Origin of the sequence: Rhizobium sp. RU35A (assembly GCF_900156005.1) — a bacterium.
Taxonomy (GTDB): domain Bacteria; phylum Pseudomonadota; class Alphaproteobacteria; order Rhizobiales; family Rhizobiaceae; genus Neorhizobium; species Neorhizobium straminoryzae.
Window position 1 is genome coordinate 16,334 of record NZ_FTMR01000015.1, and the last position, 17,389, is coordinate 33,722.

Annotated in this window: 17 protein-coding genes; 15 read left to right on the forward strand and 2 right to left on the reverse strand. The window is 59.5% G+C overall.

Annotated elements, in window-relative coordinates; all coding sequences use genetic code 11:
• The first annotated feature begins 58 nt into the window (after positions 1-58).
• From F3H95_RS23905 to F3H95_RS23940, 8 genes are all read left to right on the forward strand, one after another.
• Positions 59-787, forward strand: coding sequence for a DNA-binding response regulator (locus tag F3H95_RS23905; protein WP_149747793.1), 729 nt, complete (start codon positions 59-61; stop codon positions 785-787).
• Entirely contained in the window at positions 780-1,370 is a 591-nt protein-coding gene (locus F3H95_RS23910) for a hypothetical protein (protein WP_149747794.1), read from the forward strand. The genes F3H95_RS23905 and F3H95_RS23910 overlap by 8 nt, the downstream gene beginning before the upstream one ends.
• Positions 1,371-1,373: 3 nt before the next feature.
• Positions 1,374-4,778 carry an ATP-dependent helicase gene (locus F3H95_RS23915; RefSeq protein WP_149747795.1) on the forward strand — a complete coding sequence of 1,135 codons (3,405 nt, stop codon included), beginning with the start codon at positions 1,374-1,376 and terminating at the stop codon, positions 4,776-4,778.
• 84 nt (positions 4,779-4,862) lie between these two features.
• Positions 4,863-5,606, forward strand: coding sequence for a multiubiquitin domain-containing protein (locus F3H95_RS23920; protein ID WP_149747796.1), 744 nt, complete (start codon positions 4,863-4,865; stop codon positions 5,604-5,606).
• Positions 5,606-5,989, forward strand: coding sequence for an E2/UBC family protein (locus tag F3H95_RS23925; protein WP_149747797.1), 384 nt, complete (start codon positions 5,606-5,608; stop codon positions 5,987-5,989). The genes F3H95_RS23920 and F3H95_RS23925 overlap by 1 nt, the downstream gene beginning before the upstream one ends.
• The gene (locus F3H95_RS23930; RefSeq protein ID WP_149747798.1) at positions 5,986-7,332 is read left to right on the forward strand and encodes a ThiF family adenylyltransferase; all 1,347 of its coding nucleotides are present in this window, start codon (positions 5,986-5,988) and stop codon (positions 7,330-7,332) included. The genes F3H95_RS23925 and F3H95_RS23930 overlap by 4 nt, the downstream gene beginning before the upstream one ends.
• Complete coding sequence (locus F3H95_RS23935; RefSeq protein ID WP_149747799.1) at positions 7,329-7,853, forward strand: DUF6527 family protein; 525 nt, start codon at positions 7,329-7,331, stop codon at positions 7,851-7,853. Before F3H95_RS23930 ends, F3H95_RS23935 begins: the two co-directional genes overlap by 4 nt.
• A gap of 101 nt (positions 7,854-7,954) precedes the next feature.
• On the forward strand, positions 7,955-10,351 hold the full coding sequence (locus tag F3H95_RS23940; protein WP_149747800.1) for a hypothetical protein: 2,397 nt from the start codon (positions 7,955-7,957) through the stop codon (positions 10,349-10,351).
• A gap of 36 nt (positions 10,352-10,387) precedes the next feature.
• On the opposite strand, the gene F3H95_RS23945 is transcribed toward F3H95_RS23940, so the two are convergent.
• Positions 10,388-11,533 carry an RHE_PE00001 family protein gene (locus tag F3H95_RS23945; protein ID WP_149747801.1) on the reverse strand — a complete coding sequence of 382 codons (1,146 nt, stop codon included), beginning with the start codon at positions 11,531-11,533 and terminating at the stop codon, positions 10,388-10,390.
• A 179-nt stretch (positions 11,534-11,712) separates the two neighbouring features.
• On the opposite strand from F3H95_RS23945, the gene F3H95_RS23950 reads away from it, so the two are divergent.
• From F3H95_RS23950 to F3H95_RS23965, 4 genes are read left to right on the forward strand one after another with little or no spacing between them, the layout of a single operon-like run.
• A complete protein-coding gene (locus tag F3H95_RS23950; protein ID WP_149747802.1) occupies positions 11,713-12,006 on the forward strand; it encodes a type II toxin-antitoxin system prevent-host-death family antitoxin in 294 nt (97 codons plus the stop codon).
• Complete coding sequence (locus F3H95_RS23955) at positions 12,003-12,380, forward strand: type II toxin-antitoxin system VapC family toxin (protein ID WP_149747803.1); 378 nt, start codon at positions 12,003-12,005, stop codon at positions 12,378-12,380. The genes F3H95_RS23950 and F3H95_RS23955 overlap by 4 nt, the downstream gene beginning before the upstream one ends.
• Positions 12,381-12,390: 10 nt before the next feature.
• Positions 12,391-12,639, forward strand: coding sequence for a prevent-host-death family protein (locus F3H95_RS23960; RefSeq protein WP_149747804.1), 249 nt, complete (start codon positions 12,391-12,393; stop codon positions 12,637-12,639).
• Positions 12,636-13,766: a site-specific integrase gene (locus tag F3H95_RS23965; RefSeq protein WP_149747805.1), complete on the forward strand. Its 1,131-nt coding sequence runs from the start codon at positions 12,636-12,638 to the stop codon at positions 13,764-13,766. The genes F3H95_RS23960 and F3H95_RS23965 overlap by 4 nt, the downstream gene beginning before the upstream one ends.
• Positions 13,767-14,412: 646 nt before the next feature.
• Here F3H95_RS23965 and F3H95_RS23975 read toward each other — a convergent pair.
• A complete protein-coding gene (locus F3H95_RS23975; protein ID WP_149747807.1) occupies positions 14,413-14,604 on the reverse strand; it encodes a CsbD family protein in 192 nt (63 codons plus the stop codon).
• Between the two features lie 316 nt (positions 14,605-14,920).
• Between F3H95_RS23975 and F3H95_RS23980 the strand changes: the two genes are divergently transcribed.
• The 3 genes from F3H95_RS23980 (at position 14,921) to F3H95_RS23990 (ending at position 17,366) form a co-directional block, all read left to right on the forward strand.
• Positions 14,921-15,409, forward strand: coding sequence for a transposase (locus tag F3H95_RS23980; protein ID WP_210245889.1), 489 nt, complete (start codon positions 14,921-14,923; stop codon positions 15,407-15,409).
• Positions 15,406-15,762 (forward strand): IS66 family insertion sequence element accessory protein TnpB, encoded by a 357-nt coding sequence (tnpB, locus tag F3H95_RS23985; RefSeq protein ID WP_143126136.1) that lies wholly within the window; start codon positions 15,406-15,408, stop codon positions 15,760-15,762. The genes F3H95_RS23980 and tnpB overlap by 4 nt, the downstream gene beginning before the upstream one ends.
• Positions 15,763-15,833: 71 nt before the next feature.
• On the forward strand, positions 15,834-17,366 hold the full coding sequence (locus F3H95_RS23990; protein ID WP_143126137.1) for an IS66 family transposase: 1,533 nt from the start codon (positions 15,834-15,836) through the stop codon (positions 17,364-17,366).
• The last annotated feature ends 23 nt before the right edge of the window (positions 17,367-17,389 follow it).

Sequence of the window (17,389 nt, forward strand, 5' to 3'; positions counted from 1 at the left end):
AACGAAATGCAGATCTGACGGCACACTTTACACGCGTCGCGCGGATATTGAGGAAGCGTTGGCGAGACTGCTTGAGCAGTCCCGCGAGGAAATCATAGCTGCCCTGAAGATCCGCGACACGTCATCACCGCTCTACGTGAAGTCCGAGTGTATCGTCTATTTGATACGCGACACTCGGCATGACAATGACGAGAGCTATTTCAACGACCTTTACCGCGAACTCATGCGCCGTCTCTCAGCTGCACTGCCACGCATCTGCGGCGAGCGCATCGACGTGTCCGAGAGGGTTCATGCCGCAGATGCTCGCGATACGGTAAGGGATACCTTCGTCCGCAAGTTGATCGAGGATCGAGCCGAGCCAGGGTCTGCCCTCGACTATTTCGAGGTCATGTTTGCCGGTGCCATTGCAGCGCTCCGCACGACATCCATGCACAGGGCGAGGAGACAGACGGCGCGCACCGAAGCCGTTGAGGCTGACCACGAGACAAACGAACCCTCGCTGGCGGTAGAGCGCGCGGTCGGGAGTTTAGACCTCAAAGAGGAGTTGCTGTCTGACGATCCGATTTACCGGTCGCGCGTAGCCGACGCGATTAGGTCCCTGCCAGACAAGTTACGCAGAGTCGTTGAGTTGATCATCAGGGACATGCCAATCGATTCGTCGGACGATAGCGTCATGACAATTCGAAAGGCGATCGGCGTCAAATCCGAGAAAACAGTTCGGAACAGACGTGACGAAGCATACCTATTGATACGCCAAGCTCTGTCGATTGGAGACGACCATGACTGACAGCCGTAACGACAGCGCAGAGGAGATCCTGCTCGCATTCGCAGTTGAGCAGGCGCACGACAAAGCGACTCTTGACCGCTACCTTCAGCTATACCCTCATCTTTCGGGCGAGTTGATCGACCTATCCCTTGATCTGAGACTGCAGCGCGCGACTGGAGAGATTACCACGCCGGCCGATGAGGCGTGGGTAGAAGCGTCCCTTGCAGCCTTCCGAGCCACGTCGCCAGTTCAGGCATCCACCGCTGTGGTTGACCCCTTCGCCAACGTTTCTTCCCAAGAACTGGTAAGTCTTCGCCGTGCCCTCGATGTGCCCAGCGGCGTGATCCAGGGATTTAGCTCCCGACTCGTGGACATCGCCAGCGTGCCCGCCTGGTTCGTCGACGCTCTTGCGCGCGGCCTACAATCCACCGTGGACGACCTGCGCCGCTTCATGGCAGCACCACCTCGACTTGCGTCTAGCGTCAGCTACAAGGCCGACGATGCACCATCAGCCGACCAGAAGAAAATCACTTTCGAGGACCTGCTCAAGCAATGCAAGGTGCCGGATGAGCGACGGCAGCAGTTGCTGGCCTCACGGGAGTGACCCATGGACGCTGTCGAACTTGCGCGGCAGCGTGCCGCGGCGCTTCACGATGAGGTGGTCTCCAACGGGGCTGACCCGTGGGATCCTGAGGCTCTCGTTAAAGCCGCCGCATCCAGTCTGGAATTGGACATCGAGCTCGTCGAGCCAGGCAGCGCGATCCTGGAGGGCGGTCGGGCACAGTTCGATCCCATAAATCGTGCCATCAGGCACGAGGACTCGGGAACAACCTTCTTCAAGGCCTTCCTGGTGGGCCACGAACTCGGCCACGCCACGCTCGGCGACGACCGGATCGAGCACGTCGCCCACGACGTCGATCCCACGCGGCCAGCGGAAGCTGCCCCCGTTGGCGAGGATCGGGTCGTCGACTACAGCCGGCGGCAGCGCCGCGAGATCCAGATGGACCTGTTCGGTCGCGAACTTCTGCTACCGCGCAACCGGGCTCGCTCACTCCACCTTGAGGGCATGACGGCGTCAGAGATTGCGACGAAGCTGGGGGCGCCCTTCGACGTCGTCGCGCTGCAGCTTCTCGACGCGTTGCTTCTTCCTGCGGTCGAGCCGGAACCCGAGCAGGCCGAGGCAAGACCTCCAAAGCCGCTCAACGACGAGCAGCGCGAGGCCGCGCGGCATCGTGGGGTCCCCTATCTTCTGGAGGCCGGACCGGGAACGGGGAAGACGCAGACCCTCGTCGGGCGGGTCGCCGGCCTCGTCGATGAAGGAGTCGATCCCCGATCGATCCTTGTGCTGACCTTCTCCAACAAGGCTGCCGGAGAACTATCTGAGCGCATCGCTAGACTGCGGCCAGAGGCAGCGTCGGCGATGTGGATCGGGACATTCCACGCCTTCGGTCTCGATCTAGTGCGAAGATACCACAAGCAGCTGGGCTTCCCGAGAGAGCCCCGCATGATGGATCGCAGCGAGGCGATCGCGATCATGGAGCGCGAATATCTCGCCCTGGACCTCACCCATCATCGGGAGTTCATGAATCCCGATCGTCCCCTCAAGGACATGCTCACCGCGATATCCCGGGCGAAAGACGAGGTCGCGGACGCTGACCGCTACGCCGCGCTGGCGCGGGAGATGCTGGACAAGGCCACCGACCCCGAAGGCCGCAATGCCGCTGAGCGGTGCGCCGAAGTCGCGCTTGTCTATAAGAAATACGAGGAGTTGAAGCTCGCGGCATGCGCGGTGGACTTCGGCGATCTCGTGTCTCTGCCCGTAAAGCTGCTCGAGTCCGATGCCGAGGCAGTCTCGATTCTGCGCGCCACATATAGCCATATCCTCGTCGACGAGTATCAAGACGTGAACCGCAGCAGCGTGAGGCTGCTTCAGCGACTGACGGATGTTGGTAAAAACCTTTGGGCCGTTGGTGATGCGCGTCAGGCGATCTATAGGTTCCGCGGCGCGTCCTCATTCAACATGTCGCGATTCAAGACCGAGGACTTTCCTGGTGGTACTGGTGATCGGCTGCGTCTCAACTACCGCTCGACGCCCGAGATCGTTGGTGCATTTTCGAATTTCGGCGGGGGCATGCAGGCTGGCACTGGCGATGCCTCCCTCAAAGCAGATCGACCGTCCAGCGGTGTCCCGCCAGAGCATGTGACCTTCGGTGACAACGACGACGAGGCGGACGCACTCGCCGACGAAATTCTGCGCCATTCTCAGGATGTCGCCTTCCGCGACCAGGCTGTGCTCTGCCCCGGCAACGACCGGCTCAACCGCATGGGTCGTGAACTGGAGCGACGCGGAATTCCGGTTCTCTACCTCGGCAATCTCTTCGAACGACCCGAGGTCAAGGATCTGCTGTCCGTTCTGTCGTTGCTCGTCGACAAGCGTGCCATGGGACTGGTGCGTAAGCCCTCCCTCCAGGGATTGTCGACCGGGCTAAGTCTGGCGGGTGCGGCAGCGGTGGTCGAGCACCTTCGGAAGGCGGAAGCTGGACCGCTCGCCTGGGCCGGTTCATCGCCCTCGCTACCAACCCTGGACGCCGCTGACACTGACGCCATGCGCCGGGTGGCCGGCATGCTGGACGGCTTTGGAACCGATGCGCTTCCTTGGTCCGTGCTGGCGCATGTCATGCTCGATCGGACACGAACGGCGGCGCTGATCGCTTCGACGGACGATATCTCGAGTCGCGCCATGGGCGTGGCGATCTGGCAGCTGATGGGCTTCCTGCGCGCTCAACGTGCAGGGCCGGGTTTGGCGATCCACCGCACGCTTGACGGGATCAGGCGACTTGTCCAGCTCGCCGATGAACGGGATCTTCGACAGATTCCGCTAGCCGCTCAGGGCATCAACGCGGTCCGGCTGATGACCATCCATGGTAGCAAGGGTCTCGAGTTCCCCGTGGTGCACGTCATGGGTATGAATAAGGGGAGCATGCCCAGCACTGCGCGTAAGCCGGCCTGTCCGGTTCCAGATGGCATGATCGCTGGCGGAGAAGGCGGAACCGTTGCTCTGGCCGCTACGGATCACGGGCTCGAGCAGGAATGCCTTTTATATGTCGCCGCCTCTCGAGCGCGGGACCGCCTTCTCCTTTATTCAGCGACCCGTATGGCGAACGGCAATCGGCGCAATCCCTCGGATTTCATCGCACGGTTAGGCGTAAGGACAACGCGCGCGGCAATGCCGCACGCGGACCGGAAACCGGACCCCGAGGATGAACCGATCCCGATCGTATTGGGGCCTGAAATCAAGATCACGACAGCGCAATTGGATTTGTATGATCGGTGCCCGCGGCGCTTTTTGTACACCCATGTACTTGGCGTCGGCGGTCGGCGCACGCCAACAACCATGACGACAATGCACGATCTGGTCCGCGCCATCGTGACGGAAATCGCGGCGACTGATCCCTCCGCCGTGTCGCTTGGCGACGTGGAGAGACTGCTGGAGCAGAGATGGTCTGAAGGGCCACTGGCTGGGGACGAGTATCGGCTGCACCGTGAAGTTGCGACCCTGCTTGTCCAGCGGTTCGTGGCGATGCGTGCGGGTACAACCCGTTCGATACCGCCCTCTCTCCAAACAGGGCTCGGAACGACTACCGTCTCGGCAAATGCAGACGATGTCGTGATGACACCTAATGGACGGCACATCGTGCGAATGGTTCGGACCGGTCACCGATCCTCCAAAACCGGACAGGGCCTCGCCGACGCCGCCTTTCAGATGGCGGCTGTCAACTCACTTCCCGGCTGCACGGTCGAGATCGTCCACCTCGGCGACGACGATCACACTACAAGGGTCGAGTTCGACCATAAGGCGCTCGGCAAGAGAACAGAAAAGCTTGCCGAAGTCTTCGCGGCGATCGAGGGCGGAAACTTCACGCCTGAGCGATCCGACCGCACATGCCCCTTTTGTCCCGCCTTCTTTACCTGCGGTCCAGTGGCCGACGGCAGGCTGCAAAAAAATCTCTGACCAAAATTACCGGTCGGCCGATGCTGGCGAGATTAACCCTGTGAGACCGACGCAATAAGGCTGAGGTCCACAGGAAAACAAAATATGTCTCTTATCGAAAACCCCGACATCGACGATGTCGCACTCGCCGTGCAGGAAGATCGCCCCCTGCGCCCCGGTCGCTACCGGGTCTCGCTCGCTGTCGACAGCGTCGATTTCAACCCGCTTATCCTCGACGATCCGGTTCCGCTCGGCCGCCAGATCCTGAAGAAGGCCGGCATTAACGACATCGACGGTCACTCACTGTTCGTGATCACGTCTGAAGGCGACTTCGAAGATGTCCGGGCGGATGAGGAGGTCGATCTGCGCGATCGGGCCGCCTTCCGCTTCATCACTTTCAGCACCGACCCGCTCTACCGCGTCAAGCTGAACGAGGCGCGCATCGTGTGGGGCCGTTCTTCCATCCCTGAAGCGGTGCTGCGTGCGCTCGCCGGCATCGGCAGTGACGAGGCGGTCTTCTTGGAGGTGCGTGGCGGCAAGGACAAGCTGATCGAACCGGGCACCGATGCGGATGTCGCCGCCAACGGCGTCGAGAAGTTCATCACGGCGCCCAACAAGGTCACGTACACGTTCTTCGTCAACGGCAAGCCCTATGAGACCGATAAGAAGAAGCTGACCGGCGCGCAGATCAAGGCGATGGTGCCCGACTGGGATCCGCAGCACGACCTTTCGCTGGAGGGCGAGGGCGACGATCCGGACCGTATCATTGCCGATGACGAGGCAGTGAGCCTCACCCCGAAGCATGGTGTCCGCCGCTTCTCGTCGGTCCCCAAGGCGAACTTCGGCTGATGCCCGGCGTTCTCGACATGCAGCTGGAGCAGCTGCGGGAGCGCTTCGGCGAGGTTCAGACCCGGCAGTTGCCGAGCGGCACTACGCTCGTCACCGTGCCGGGCGTCCGCCTGCCAGAGGGGTGGTCGAAGTCGTCGACCACCATCCGCTTCATCGTCCCGCCTGGATATCCATTTGCACAACTCGACTGCTTCTGGGCGGATCCTGATCTTCTTCTAGCACATGGAGGCCCGCCACAGAATTCGGCGTCAAATCCTGTCCCGGAGACCGCCGAGCCGGCGCTGTGGTTCTCCTGGCATCTGATGGGGCCTTGGAACCCCAACCGCGACACACTGTCGACGTGGATGAATGTGGTGATCGATCGAATGAGGCAGGTCCAATGAGCCGCGTCCGCTTTCCTGCACCTCTCTACTTCGACCTGGCGTCGACGCTGCTCGACGCCGATGGTCTGGAGAGCTGTGCCATCGCGTATGCCCATCACGATGCGCAGAGCGAGACGTGGATCGTTGCCGACGCCACACCTGTACCGGACGATGCATATGAGCACCGCACCTGCGTATCTGCCGTCCTGAAATCGTCCTTCCTTATCGAGGTTGCAAACCGCAGCCGGGTCACCGGCATGGCCGTCGTCGCGATCCACACGCATCCCGCCAGTCCCGGCCATCCACGTTTCTCGACGATCGACGATGCGGGCGAAACGGAACTGGGTTCGTATTTTACGCGTCGAGCCGCTCCAGTGCCGCATGTCGCACTGGTGATCGGGCCAGAGGGTTGTCGCGCACGGCTTCTCGGAAACGATGATGAGATTGACGTGTGGGAAGTGGGCGAAAGTCTCATGCTCCATTCGCCCATGCACGGCGTCTCCGATCAGGAACGCGACGATCGGCAGCTCCGGGCATTCGGAGCGCCGGGGCAACGGCTGCTACGCCGCCTCCATTTCGGCGTAATCGGTGCGGGTGGGACGGGATCGCTCGAGTGCCAGCAACTTGCCCATCTCGGCGCCACGCGGATCACGGTGATCGATCCCGATCTGGTCGAGGAGACGAACCTGAACCGCCTCGTCGGCTCCATCCCCTCGGACGTCGGCCGGCCGAAGGTCGAGGTGGCGGCCAGAATGATCCGTGCCATTAACCCTGATGTCACGGTGGTTCCGCTTCAAGCTGACATCGTTGACGAGGAGGTAGCTAAGCTCATCGCGGGCTTCGATTTCATGCTGCTGTGCACGGATTCCCACGCGAGCCGGGCGGTCGTCAACCAAGCCGCCTATCAGTATTTGGTGCCCGTGATCGATATGGGCGTCAGCATCACCGTCGCGTACGGAGCCGTCACCCACATCACGGGACGCGTGCAGATGCTCGCCCCCGGACTTCCTTGCCTGACCTGCTCGGGCGCGCTCGACGGCGAGGCGATCCGTCGCGAGATGCTGACGCCAGAGCAGCGTGCGGCGGACCCCTATGTCCACGGCGCGCACGAACCTCAGCCCGCCGTTCTGTCGATCAACTCTACCGTGAGTTCGCTCGCGATGACCATGCTGCTCGGGGCTGCCACGTCGGTTCCGGTCAAGCCGCGTTATCAGGTTTATGACGGCATTCGCGGCCGAGTGAAGGAAATGGCTGTCACGGTGCAGCCGAATTGCGTGGCCTGCTCGTCCATGGGCGCATTGGCAAAAGGCCCAGCATGGAAACTGCCGGTCCGGCCGAAACGTCACAACAGGAGCGATAAATGACAGAGCCTGCGCGAATGGTCCGGTTGCTTGGCGATGCCGAATACAGAGACCAGGCTGAAGAAACCCTCAGCGCCCCTGGCGACGCTTCCATGGTGTTTCGCTCACGACCCAGATCGATTGTCATGGCCTGCCCTGATGGGTGCGGCGAGACCTTAGTAATTAACCTGGACAGTCGCGCCGACAAGGCATGGCGCTTTGATATGCGGGGAGAAGGACTTACCCTCTTTCCCTCGGTGTGGCGTGAAGGAGGGTGCGAAAGCCACTTCATCGTCTGGCGTGGTCACATTCTGTGGTGCGACCGATTTGAGGGGGGAAATCGGGAGCCGCCTTATAATCCCGAGATCGAAGCGGCCGTTCTCAGCGCAATGGACGAGGTTCAACCACGCAATGCCGTGGAACTAGCCGATGCAATCGATGAACTCGTCTGGGACGTAAATCGCGCAGCAGGCCGGCTCGTAGCTCGCGGGCTTGCTCGGTCGTGGAAAATCAATACCGGGTGGGTGTTCGTGCGTGTGGTATAGCCACTACAAAATGTGGTTGACTAACGTCTTTGACGCCAGAAAGGCGTGGCGGCTCTACAAGTACTCGGCTAAAAGTTGTGGGCACAGGAGAGGCCGCCAGCATGTCGAATTCAGATGCCAAGATTGCTTTCGTTGCATACGCCTCCAAAGAACCGGCGGTCTCCAAGATCATTTTTGATGCCGTTCGACGTGCCAACTCCAAACCCATTCCGGTTCGTTTCGAGCCTTGGGAATTCAACGATGTCCCCGGGACTGAGTTGGTAGGACCAATTCTCGGGAAAATCTCGGAATCACCATTTGTTGTGGCTGATATCACGACGCTTAACTTAAATGTTGTCTATGAAGTAGGATTCGCAATCGGGCGGGGAAAGCGAGTATTCCTAATCCGCCACAGAGAGACCGATGGCGATAAATCGCTCGCCAGCGAAGTAGGCATTTTCGACACGCTCGGCTATCACCAATATTCCACCGTTGACGACCTTCAAGCTCGCTTGACGGCTCACATCGACGAATCCCCGCTTCCTCTAACAACTCAGCTCAACAAAAAAGCGCCGATATATACCGTTGACCCTCCGGCTGTCGGGCAAGCAGAAAAGCTGCTCGTATCGCGGATGAAGAAAGCGGGTTTCTATTCCTATAGAAGCTTCAATGCCGACGAAGATCTTCGGCTCAGTGCAACGGACGCGATCCAGCAAATTTCTCAATCATCTGGTGTATTCCTCGCACTTCAGGGCCAAGCGACACCTGGATCCTTGGTGCATAACATAAGGATAATGTTCGCTGCTGGTTTGGCGCATGGGATGGAGAAACCTACTCTGATCATAGCGCCTAGCACCTTCACCGTGCCTCTGGACATCCGTGACGTGGTTCGTCCCTTTAAACGAGAGGAAGACATTATAAATGCGGTCGCTGATTTTTGCCCGTCGATAGTCGCCTACAATGCTAGTTTCGAACCAGCGTCTGAGGAGCCGCTCACGAAGCTTCAGTCCCTAACATTCGGAGATCCTCGGGCCGAAAATGAGATGCCTACTCTTGGACGCTACTACTTGAAGACCCATGAGTACGAGCGGGCCCTAAAGGGCGAAGTTAACCTCGTTGTAGGTAGGAAAGGGTCGGGCAAAACTGCTTTATGGATCAGCGTGCGTGACAAAACCAGACAGGATAAGCGGAACATTGTCGTCGATCTTCGGCCCGATGGTTATCAGCTGATAAAGCTTAAGGAAGAAATTTTCGATCACCTATCAGAAGGTGCCCGCGAACATCTCATTACCGCCTTTTGGGAATACCTTATTCTCCTTGAAGTTGCTTACAAGTTGCTTGAAAAAGACCAGCAGATTTACCGTCAGGACCATGAGCTATATCAGCTCTACATTGATTTGGCAGACGCTTATAAATCACCGGACCTCTCCACTGACGGCGACTTTGCCGAGCGCCTGTCAAATCTTTCTCAGCGCATCGTCAACGAGTACCGAGCTCGTTTCTCGGACAAGGAGGGGCAACGTCTGACAACCGCTCAGGTTACGGAGTTGCTCTATTCTCATGACCTTCGGGAGCTACGTCGAAGGGTGTCAGAGTATCTGGAATTCAAGAAATCGGTTTGGGTGCTGTTTGACAATCTTGACCGTGGATGGAGTACACAGGGGTTTGACGCCCTCGATGCTATCGTCCTCCGCTGCCTTGTGGATGCTGGCCGCAAGCTCGAACGAGAAATGCGGCGGGACCAGCACGATTTTCATTGTATAATTTTCATTCGGAACGACGTCTACGACCACCTCATGAGGCACTCCACCGATTACGGCAAGGAGATGAGGGCCACGCTAGACTGGTCCGACCCAGATTTGCTCAAGGAGATGCTTCGGCTTCGCCTCGCTGCGGGCATTGAGGGCAGTGAACGATCTTTTGACGCGATATGGCGCCAAATCTGCGTCCCGCATTTTCAGGGCGAGGAGACCTTTGCGTTTCTGACCGAACGCTCGCTCATGAGACCCCGCAACATCATCAAAATTCTCAGCCACTGCCGAGGCTTTGCGACAAGCTTTCGACATGAACGAATAGAGGAAGGGGATATAGAGAAGGGGTTAAAGGCTTACTCCACCGACATCACTTCGGAGCTGGATCGGGAGCTCACTGATGTATTCCCTGAAGCTCGTGATCTTCTTTATCATTTCCTTGATGCACCCGACACGCTAACAAACGAGGAACTGAAAAACATACTGAAAAACAGCGGCATCGAAGATGATCGCTGTGAGGCAGTGGTCGACTTCCTCCTTTATTACGGAATCCTTGGAGTGAGAGCATCTGGAAGTGAGTATTATATCTACACTGTAAATTACGACTCAAGACCAATCAAGATCAGACTGAACCGCGATCCGAACGCAAAATATATAGTAAATCCTGCATTCTGGCCGGAGTTGAATATAACGCGCACATCACAAGGACTGTTAGAGCCTGACGGAGATGCAAAAGTAAGGGCAGGCCAAGAGATCGCCAGCAGTTAAAAGCAGTCGCATTTTTGCTGATGATACGCATCATTGTCAGAGCACTCCCCACGCCCGAAACCTCCCCCTCCCCGTCATCTCGCGCAGGCCGAGTTCCAAAACGATCCGCCGCGCCGCCTGCGGCGTCACCTCCAGCGTTTTCGCCACCATCCCCGCCGACACAAGAGGACGTGCCATCACCAGCTCGACCAACTCGGGCAATTTTGAAGATGTTCGCCGTCCCTCGAGCTTGCGGTCCATCATCGTTTTCGCCAGGGTCAACCGGTCATGCTCCTTCAGCCCGATCTCGGCGGCCGCCAAAAATCCATGAGCGATGGCGAGCAGACGCGCCTCGCGGTCGCGATGCCGGCGGCGATCGACTGGGATGGTTTTGAGGCCGAGATTAATCGCGGCGAGATGGGCGCCGGTGGTGATGCCGGCTTCCCGCAGGATGGAGGCGCAAAACAGTCGGCCGAGCCAGGGCGCGTGCTGAAGGACCGACAATTCGTTCCAGGCATCAAGGGCAATGATCGCCTGCAGTGCCGCCGGGAGGTGTTCGGCCTGCCGCAGCACGCCGCGCCATTCGTCGAGCCGGGCATCCTCGTCCCAGTCGAGATCATAGACGAGAGGATCTCGTTCGCGGTTATCGGCCGGAGCCCGGCTGGGTTTCATAGCTTGTTCGATCGCGGCCTCCGACCGGGCGAGCACCGCATCGATGGCGGCATAGTCGACGCCAGGAAGGTTTTCGATGTCGTCGGCGTCATCCCCCTCCCCTTCCGGATCGATTGTGGCCGCACGCCGGATGGCACCGATCGTCTGCGCTTCCTCCTTGTCAGCCGACGTGATCTCCGCGGTTTTTCTGAGAATGCTGACGCCGTCTGCCGACAATGCCCAGCCGGGAAGTTGGGCGGCGATGCGCCGGCGGGTGCGCAGCACGTCGCGGGCGATGGTGAGTTCGTGGGTCGGGGTGCGGATGTCTCGCGTGGCGTCGTGGAGGACGAGGTCTTCGAGATGGACGAGTTCGCCGTCGATCCACAGCGAGGCGCAGGCGTCGGCGAAATTTTGCCGCTCGAGAAAGCCTGCGCCGACGGGCGAGCGAGAAATGCGCTCGTCGAGACGGGTGAGGGCGATGCCGGCGTCAAAAGCCGGCCGCATCAGGGCACTCGTACTAATTTTCGCGAGATCGTAAGACATTGATTTTATGGTAAATGATTTGCTAAAAGAACTCTATTTAAATATTATGCTTCCTCACATGGTATGTTTGGCGGTTGGGTATATAGCCACCGATAAGTAACCCTTATCGGTAGCCATGTGTACACCGTGATTGTACATCGTCAGGCCCAGTGCTAAAGTGTTCTCCAGTCGCAAAACCGGAGCCCACAATGCCCCAGACGCACTACAAGATCAGCGAGGCACGCAAGAACTTTGCCGAGGTTCTCGAACGGGCCAACCAGGGCGAAGAAATCATCATCATGCGCGGCAACGAGATCTACGCCCGCATCGGTCCAGCTGATCCTGCCGGCAAAAGGCCGTTCGGACTCCTGGCGCAGCGGGGACTTCCGGACGACCTGTTTGATGAGCATGATGGCGAGCAAGCTGCAATCGACGCCGGTGACTGGAATGATGACACCGGAATCTTTCACGGTGAGCCTGCCGATGGCGAGAAACTTCCGTGAAGCTCCTGCTCGACAGCCATGCCGTCTATTGGTGGACGATCGGCAGCGTACGCCTTTCGCCGCGTGCGCGCTCACTGATCGAGGACAAGAGCAATACTGTGCTCGTCAGTGCGGTCTCGTTTTATGAACTCGACAACAAGATGCGGCTGAATAAGCTGGATCTCAAGCCGCAGGAATTGCGCGCCGCTATCACCGCCAGCGGCTTCCAGACCCTTGCCATCAGCGACTTGCATGCAGAACTTGCGGCGGCCTTCGACTGGGAGCACCGTGATCCTTGGGACCGCATCCTCGCGGCACAAACAAGATTGGAGCATTGCGCATTGGTCTCGACCGATGTCGTGTTTGATGCCGTGCTGCAGGAGAGGATCTGGTGAGGAGAGCCTTATGAAAGTCCTTGTCGGCGTAACGGAAGCGGCGGAACGGTTCGAGGAGTTGATTGAATTGGTATTGCGCGGTGATGAGATCACGATCTGCCGCGACGAGCGGCCAGTCGCGATACTGACGCCCATCATCCGAAATGCCAACGCTTTTCAGGAGTTCCTGGATTTAGCAGCGGAGGGTCGCAAGGGTGTACCTTCAGGCGCAACCTCCGACCATTCTGATTTCTACGACGAACAAGGCCTACCCAAATGAGTGGAGTCGATCGCCGCGTCCATGACCTCGACACGATCGCCGCTGTCTTGCCGATGGAACGACGCGACGAACTCGCGGAGTTGCTGACTGACCAGGATGTCGAGACGCTGCGGCATCTCGTCAACGAGGGTATGGGCGCCAACACGCTGCGGGCGCTGACCTCCGATCTCGCCTATCTGCAGGCCTGGTCGCTGGCCGCAACCGGGCGATCACTTCCCTGGCCGGCACCCGAGGCGCTGCTGTTGAAGTTCGTCGCGCATCACCTTTGGGATCCGGAAAAGCGGCTTGTGGACCCAGAGCACGGCATGCCTGATGATGTCGAGCACAAGCTTCGAGTCCATGGTTTTTTGCGATCGCCCGGCCCGCATGCCCCGGATACTGTGCGCCGGCGTCTGGCCACCTGGTCGACACTCACCAAATGGCGAGGCCTCACTGGTGCCTTTGCCTCCCCTGCCCTGAAATCCGCAATCAGGCTGGCGGTGCGAGCGACGCCGCGGCCAAAGAAGCGCAAAAGCGCCAAGGCTGTCACGGGAGATGTACTGTCCAAGCTGATCGCCACCTGCCAAACCAGCAATCTGCGTGACGTCAGGGACCGGGCCATCCTGATGGTCGCCTTTGCCTCCGGCGGCCGTCGCAGAAGTGAGATTGCAGGGCTTCGAAAGGAACAGCTTGCGCGCGAGACACCGATCCCTGTCGACGGTGGCCCTCCCCTTCCCTCGCTGTCCATTCACCTTGGTCGCACGAAGACCGCCGGCGCCGACAACGACGAGATTGTCTATCTCACCGGTCGCCCGGTCGATGCGCTGGACGCCTGGCTTGAAGCAGCCCGTATCGACAAGGGTACGATCTTCCGGGCGATCGATCGGTGGGGGAATGTCTCACAACGTGCGCTGGATCCAAAGGCGATCAATGACATCGTCAAGCAGCGCGCCAAAATGGCTGGTCTTGATCCCACTGAGTTCTCTGCTCACGGTCTTCGGTCAGGGTATCTGACGGAAGCGGCCAATCGCGGCGTCCCGCTTCCAGAGGCCATGGAGCAATCACGACACAGGTCCGTTCAACAGGCCTCCGAATATTACAACAGCGCGACCCGGCGAAGTGGCAGGGCAGCTCGGATACTCAGCTAAACCCGCGCACCTTCTGAAGACCCCTCGTATGAGGCGTCCGTCTATCGCGCCTTGTCGATGGCTGCGAAAGCCTGATTGCCGTTGCCAGACAATGGATGCCGCGCGGCATGGCGATGTTGGCAGGCACCCGCGCCGTCAGGACCAAGTCCTTGTCTCCCGACAGGCGGCCAATCGCGACCTGAGCGATCGGCTGGCTTTGGCCCTGCACATGCACGCTCTGAATGACCTCGCAGGTTTGGACACAAGCGCGGCCGGATTTGCCCGTATCGGCTGCAGTTTGTGCAGGCTGAGTAAAATGCATACAGCGCAGAACCCAACTGCCGTAGCTCGCCGTCGTAGCCATGGCGGAAGAATGCCGGCGGCGTCGATGCGGACGACGCAATCGCGAGCAAGATGCCGAGCAGGGTCATCGCGGCTGGCACGAGGCAGAATGTCTCGGAAATGGCTATGAGCAATTTACGTAGGCGCGCCTTCATGAAAACTGGACCAAGTTGGTCCCAAACGGCGCGGCGCGCGACCTTTCACAGGAAAGCTGTCGTCCCGGATACAATATCGTCCACTCACACGGGTTCCGGTGGACCGCCGAATGGCAAGTGCACCGACAAAAAAATCCGCAGCCGTTGTCGGCTGCGGATAAAAAATACGATTAAGCCTTGTCGACGACCTTCTCGACCTTGTCCTTGGCTTCGCCCTTGACCTGCTGGGCATCGCCCTTTGCTTCCTGAGCGGTGCCCTTTGCCTTCATCGACGTGTCGTCGGTGGCTTCCCCGACGCCCTGACGAGCTTTGCCAGCGATTTCGTTTGCTTTACCGGACGCTTTGTCTGCGGTGCTACCCATGAGAATTCTCCCTGTGAGAAACGTGATTGTTTCACATTGCACAACACTTAGTAGAAATGATTGTTCCGTACAATTTTAGATTTTTCTGAAAAGAGATGACTTATCGACTATCAACCCGATGGAGTCTCCTTGTCGAACAGCATCTCGCGGGCGACCAGCACAAACGTCAATCCCTGCACAACGACGCTGAGCAGCACGACGGGATAGGTTGCGGCGAGGAGGGCTGAATTGTCCGGACTCTCGGCCGGGGGAGCGCCAGAGCGGCCAATATGACGCTCCGTAAGCGGTGTTTTGACCACACCTTCCGGATCAGTTCGTGATTGACGATGTTGAAGCCGAACGAGGGCTTGGAGATATGTCGATTTCACAGCTTACGCTGACATCGAGTGATGAAGAGCCGGTGCGCCGGTTCGAGGTTTTCACGGGCAGCGGCCGACGGCGTGAGTGGAGCGACGAGCGCAAAGCTGAGATCGTGGCGGAGAGCTATGATCCAGCCGTAACGGTCTGCGCTGTCGCGCGGCGTCACGGATTGACGCCGCAGCAATTGTTCACCTGGCGTCGGCTTGCCCGCAAGCCGCTCGAAGTTGTGCCTGATGTCGAGGACGTTCCGATGTTTGCGCAAGCGGTCTTGGCCGTGCCTACCAAAGCGGTAGCCAAAGAGCCGGAACCGGCGCGTGCGCCGAGAAAGAAGCCGGGGAGCGGCGCAATTGAATTGGAGATCGGCGGGACGATCGTCAGGATCGCATCCGGTGCAGATGCGGCCACGATTGCTGCCGTCATCCAGGCCGTGAAGGCACAATCGTGATCGGGCCGTCGGGAGCGGTAAAGGTGATGGTTGCCACTCGGCCTGTCGACTTTCGCAAAGGCGCGGAAGGCCTTGCGGCGCTGGTCAAGGCCGAGATGGGGGCCGATCCGTTCTCCGGCGCGATCTACGTGTTCCGGGCCAGGCGGGCGGACCGGATCAAGCTCGTCTTCTGGGACGGTAGCGGTGTATGCCTGGTCTCCAAGCGGCTTGAAGATGGCGAGTTCCATTGGCCCAAGATGCAGGATGGAGCGATGCGTCTGACGGCTGCCCAGTTCTCGGCACTGTTCGAGGGGCTGAACTGGAAGCGCGTTCAAGCGCCGATCGAGGCGCGTGTTCCGGAGAAGGCGGGATAGTCGCCGCGACCAATTGAATCAGGCTCATCCACACCCTCGTCTTGGTCGCAGGATTGTGCTGTTGTCGATCCATGACGATGACGGCCGACGAGCTTCCCGACGACCTGAACGCGCTCAAGGCCATGGTGCTTTCGCGCGAGCTCGAGAACGCCAGGCTGCGTCAGATCATCAGGGAATTGCAGCGTCATCGCTTCGGCCGTCGCGCTGAGACGCTTCCAGAAGATCAGCTTCTCCTTGGGCTCGAAGAGGCCGAACAGGTCGAGGCGGACGGCCTGGAAGATAAGGAGCAGGCATCGAGCGATCTGCGCCGGGAACGGGTCGCCAGGCGGCGGACAAACCGTGGTGCCCTTCCTGCCCATCTGCCGCGCATCGATGTCGTCATCGACATCGAGAGCCATGACTGCCCCTGCTGTGGCAAAGGCCTGCATCGGATCGGCGAAGACGTCAGCGAGAAGCTCGACATCGTGCCAGCCCAGTTCCGCGTTCTGGTAACGCGCCGTCCCAAATATGCATGCCGGGCCTGCGAGGAAGTCGTCGTCCAGGCGGTAGCTCCCGCGCGGTTGATCGAAGGTGGCATTCCGACTGAAGCGACCGTCGCCCAGGTGCTGGTCTCCAAATACGCCGATCACCTGCCGCTCTACAGACAGGCGCAAATCTACAAGCGTCAGGGCATCGACCTCGACCGCTCGACACTTGCCGACTGGGTCGGTCGCGCCGCCTGGCATCTGCGCCCGGTTCATCGAAGGCTGCTCGAGCATCTGAAGGCCTCGTCAAAGCTTTTCGCCGACGAGACGACCGCCCCGGTGCTCGATCCGGGCCGGGGAAAGACAAAGACCGGGCAACTTTGGGCTTATGCGCGCGACGACAGGCCATGGCAGGGAGCCGACCCGCCCGGTGTCGTCTATGTCTATGCGCCCGATCGCAAGAGCGAACGGCCGATGGCACATCTCAATGGCTTCGTCGGCATCCTGCAGGTCGACGGATATGTTGGCTATCGAGCGCTCGCCGCCGGCAACAGTGTGTCTTTGGCATTCTGCTGGAGCCATGTGCGCCGGCGTTTCTATGAACTGGCGTCGGCCGGTCCCGCGCCTATTGCCAGCGAAGCGCTCAGGCGCATCGCCGAACTCTACAAGATCGAGGACGATATCCGCGGTCTCATTCACAAGGAACGTCGCGCTATCCGGCAGGCCAAGAGCCGTCCGATCATCGACAGTCTCGCGCCTTGGCTGACCGAGCAACTCTCGCTCATCAGCCAGAAGACCAAGCTCGCCGAAGCAATCCGCTACACGATCTCACGCTGGGATGGATTGATCCGTTTCATCGATGACGGCCGTATCGAGATCGACTCCAACACCGTCGAACGCTCTATCAGGCCGATCGCCCTGAATCGGAAAAATGCATTGTTCGCAGGCTCTGACGCCGGGGCCGAACACTGGGCGACCATTGCCTCGCTCATCGAAACGGCCAAGCTCAATGCCGTTGATCCGCTGGCCTATCTGGCCGACGTCATCACCAAGATCGTCAATGGACACCCGAATGGTCAGCTCGACGACCTGTTGCCTTGGGCCTACGCCGTGAAGCCAGAAACCAAGCACGTGGCCTGAGAACACCGCTTACGACGCTCCGG

Bases quoted from the DNA above. Each gene is read 5' to 3' on its own strand.
- F3H95_RS23915 (WP_149747795.1), top strand. From the start codon at position 1,374: ATGGACGCTGTCGAACTTGCGCGGCAGCGTGCCGCGGCGCTTCACGAT.
- F3H95_RS23940 (WP_149747800.1), top strand. From the start codon at position 7,955: ATGTCGAATTCAGATGCCAAGATTGCTTTCGTTGCATACGCCTCCAAA.
- F3H95_RS23990 (WP_143126137.1), top strand. From the start codon at position 15,834: ATGACGATGACGGCCGACGAGCTTCCCGACGACCTGAACGCGCTCAAG.
- F3H95_RS23935 (WP_149747799.1), top strand. From the start codon at position 7,329: ATGACAGAGCCTGCGCGAATGGTCCGGTTGCTTGGCGATGCCGAATAC.
- F3H95_RS23975 (WP_149747807.1), bottom strand. From the start codon at position 14,604: ATGGGTAGCACCGCAGACAAAGCGTCCGGTAAAGCAAACGAAATCGCT.
- F3H95_RS23965 (WP_149747805.1), top strand. From the start codon at position 12,636: ATGAGTGGAGTCGATCGCCGCGTCCATGACCTCGACACGATCGCCGCT.
- F3H95_RS23925 (WP_149747797.1), top strand. From the start codon at position 5,606: ATGCCCGGCGTTCTCGACATGCAGCTGGAGCAGCTGCGGGAGCGCTTC.
- F3H95_RS23960 (WP_149747804.1), top strand. From the start codon at position 12,391: ATGAAAGTCCTTGTCGGCGTAACGGAAGCGGCGGAACGGTTCGAGGAG.
- F3H95_RS23920 (WP_149747796.1), top strand. From the start codon at position 4,863: ATGTCTCTTATCGAAAACCCCGACATCGACGATGTCGCACTCGCCGTG.
- F3H95_RS23910 (WP_149747794.1), top strand. From the start codon at position 780: ATGACTGACAGCCGTAACGACAGCGCAGAGGAGATCCTGCTCGCATTC.
- F3H95_RS23950 (WP_149747802.1), top strand. From the start codon at position 11,713: ATGCCCCAGACGCACTACAAGATCAGCGAGGCACGCAAGAACTTTGCC.
- F3H95_RS23930 (WP_149747798.1), top strand. From the start codon at position 5,986: ATGAGCCGCGTCCGCTTTCCTGCACCTCTCTACTTCGACCTGGCGTCG.